The organism is Burkholderia sp. E168m23 (assembly GCF_016586125.1).
In the GTDB taxonomy this organism is placed as follows: Bacteria; Pseudomonadota; Gammaproteobacteria; order Burkholderiales; family Burkholderiaceae; genus Burkholderia; species Burkholderia orbicola.
The window spans coordinates 1-2834 of sequence record NZ_BCPP01000921.1; the positions used below are offsets into that span (position 1 = coordinate 1).

The 2834-nt window shown below is 70.6% G+C and carries 3 protein-coding genes and 1 pseudogene; 3 read left to right on the forward strand and 1 reads right to left on the reverse strand.

The genetic code is table 11. The features are described 5' to 3' along the window. Positions 1 to 392: precorrin-6A/cobalt-precorrin-6A reductase (locus JMF90_RS31955; protein ID WP_201325929.1), on the forward strand; the 392-nt coding region annotated here is incomplete at its 5' end. A 42-nt stretch (positions 393 to 434) separates the two neighbouring features. Then, a complete protein-coding gene (gene cobM / locus JMF90_RS31960; protein WP_077179531.1) occupies positions 435 to 1163 on the forward strand; it encodes a precorrin-4 C(11)-methyltransferase in 729 nt (242 codons plus the stop codon). Between the two features lie 117 nt (positions 1164 to 1280). Here cobM and JMF90_RS31965 read toward each other — a convergent pair whose 3' ends face one another. Next, complete coding sequence (locus tag JMF90_RS31965; protein WP_201316939.1) at positions 1281 to 2459, reverse strand: MFS transporter; 1179 nt, start codon at positions 2457 to 2459, stop codon at positions 1281 to 1283. A gap of 130 nt (positions 2460 to 2589) precedes the next feature. Here JMF90_RS31965 and JMF90_RS31970 point away from each other — a divergent pair. Next, positions 2590 to 2834 (forward strand): annotated as a pseudogene (locus JMF90_RS31970) (MarR family transcriptional regulator); the annotation flags it as partial.

Sequence of the window (2834 nt, forward strand, 5' to 3'; positions counted from 1 at the left end):
GGGCCGGTATCGAGGCCGCGCTCGCGCCGTTCAGGCGCCCGCTGTTCACGCTCGGCCGCGAACCGCTCGCGCATCTCGATGCGATTCCGCCACACCAGTTCTGGCTCGTGCGCTGCCTCGATGCGCATCCCGGCAACGCTCGTGCGCAAGTCGTCGCCGCCCGCGGGCCGTTCACGCTCGACGGCGAGCGCGCGCTGTTCGCGCTGGCGGGCATCGACGTCGTCGTCAGCAAGAACAGCGGCGGCGCGGCCACCGAGGCCAAGCTCGACGTCGCGCGCGAACGCAGGCTGCCGGTCGTGATGCTGCGCCGGCCGCCGCTGCCCGATGCCGACCGCGCGTTCGACTCGGTCACGGCACTCATCGACGCACTCGATCCGGCCGCGCGCGCCTGACGCGACGCAGCGGCCACCCAACGAATTGACGGAGAAATTTCGATGACGGTGTATTTCATCGGCGCGGGCCCCGGCGACCCGGAGCTGATCACGGTGAAGGGCCAGCGCCTCGTGCGCACCTGCCCGGTGATCCTGTATGCGGGCTCGCTCGTGCCAGCCGCCGTGCTCGACGGTCATCGCGCGGAGCAGGTCGTGAACACGGCCGAACTCGACCTCGACGCGATCGTCGCGTTGCTCGCGGCCGCACACGCGAAAGGTCAGGACGTCGCGCGCGTGCATTCGGGCGACCCGTCACTGTACGGCGCGATCGGCGAGCAGATCCGCCGCCTGAAAGCGCTCGGGATTCCGTACGAAATCGTGCCGGGCGTGACGGCCACGGCCGCATGCGCGGCGACGCTCGGCGTCGAGCTGACGCTGCCGGGCGTCGCGCAGACGGTGATCCTCACGCGTTTCGCGGGCAAGACGACGATGCCGGAAGGCGAAGCGCTCGGCGCGCTCGCCGCACATCGCGCGACGCTCGCGATCCATCTCGGTGTGCGCCATCTCGCGCGTATCGTCGACGAAGTGCTGCCGCATTACGGCGCCGCTTGCCCGGTGGCGGTGATCTATCGCGCAAGCTGGCCCGACGAGGAACGCGTGACGGGCACGCTGGCCGACATCGTCGGCAAGGTCCAGGGCACGCAGATCGAGCGCACCGCGCTGATCCTGATCGGGCGCGTGCTCGACGCCGAAGGGTTCGCGGATTCGACGCTGTACGCGAGCGCGGGCTGAACGCGCCAGCGCCGTGGCGCCGGGTATCTGGACGGGCCGCGAGGATATTGCTGGTGCGAGCATGCCCGGGACGACACCGGGCAAGCAAGCGCCCGCGCCGCTGGCCCGCGGCGTCGCTCAAACCCGCGCGACGTGCCGCACCAGTTTTGGCGCAAACCCGGACGCGAGCACGAACAGCACGACACACAGGCACGCCATCGCGATCCATGCTGGCGTCAGGTCCGCGAGATGCTGGCGCACGATGCCGGCCGCGAACGGAAACAAGCCGGCGATCAAATAGCCGACACCCTGCACGAACCCCGTCAGCGACGCGGCATCAGCCGGCGTCGCCGCATGGTCGACCGTAACGATCAGCGACAGCGGAAACAGCGCGCCGATTCCCGCGCCGAGCAGCAGCGCGGCCGGCAGCGCGAGCGCGTCGGGTGCGGCCAGCATCACCAGCAACCCTACGCATAGCGACGCGATCGCCGCATGCAGCGCGGGCCGGCGATCGGGGAGGCGATCGATCGTCGCGGAGATCGTCAGCCCCGCGACGACTTCCGCGAGCGTCACGCCACCGAGCAGGCTGCCCGCCGCGGTCGGCGACCAGCCGAGCCGCATGTAGTACGGCGGCAGCCATGCGAGCACGAGCGTGTAGGCGCCGGTCGCGATGCCGAAGAACAGCGCGAGTCGCCAGGCGCGCGGCGAACGCGACGGCCGCGCGCCCGATCCGGATACCGGCCCGCCGGCCAGCGCGTCGCCGCCACGGCTCGCCAGCGGCCACGCCAATGCGGCGAGCGCCGCCGGCAGCGCCCAGCCGGCGAGCGCGGCGAGCCAGCCCCAGCGCGCCGCAGCGAATGGCGCGACGACGCTCGCGAGCACCGCGCCACCCATGATCGACGTCGAATAGACGCCCATCGCGCCGCCGACGCGCGTCGCAAAATGCGCCTTCACGAAGCCGGGCAACAGCGCCTGGACCATCGCGATCCCGACACCCGCGCAACACGCGCTCGCGAGCAGCACCCATGCGTGCTGCGCACCGACGCGCGATGCGCAGGCCAGCCCGATCAGCGCGACGCCGAGCCACACGCCGCCCGCGATCCCGGTGATGCGCTGCAGGCGCCGCGCGCTTAACGCGCCGAGCCCCATCAGCAGGATCGGGATCGTCGTCAGCAGGCTGGCGGTGCCGTCGCCGATCCCCGTCGCGCGCTGGATCATGTCGAGCAGCGGCCCGACCGCGGCGAGCGCCGGCCGCAGGTTCAGCCCGACGAGCACGATCGCGGCGAGCCGCCATCCGGGGGAAGTGAAGCGATTCATTGCATGGCCCTCGATATCGGTGCGCGGCTGCCAGCGAGGCGCCGCGCGTTTTTCAGGTAAAGTATCTCGACATCAAGATAAATGTTGATTTGTCTCGACGTCAAGATAACTGGTAGGCCGAGGAGGGTTAATGGATCGAGCCGAGCATGCGCTCGCGCAATGGCGCGCCGAGCGTCCGGATCTCGACGCAACGTCGATGGTCGTGATGGGGCGGTTGCAGGAAGCCGCGCTCGTGATCGCGCGCGACCGTCTCAATCCGCTGTTCGCGCGCTACGGCATGCAGCCGGGCGAATTCGACGTGCTCGCGACGCTGCGGCGCAGCGGTGCGCCATACGCGCTGACGCCGACCGCGCTGTACGACGCGCTGATGATGTC

Excerpts from the sequence above, each read along its gene's own strand:
- JMF90_RS31965 (WP_201316939.1), bottom strand. The coding sequence starts at position 2,459 with ATGAATCGCTTCACTTCCCCCGGATGGCGGCTCGCCGCGATCGTGCTC.
- cobM (WP_077179531.1), top strand. The coding sequence starts at position 435 with ATGACGGTGTATTTCATCGGCGCGGGCCCCGGCGACCCGGAGCTGATC.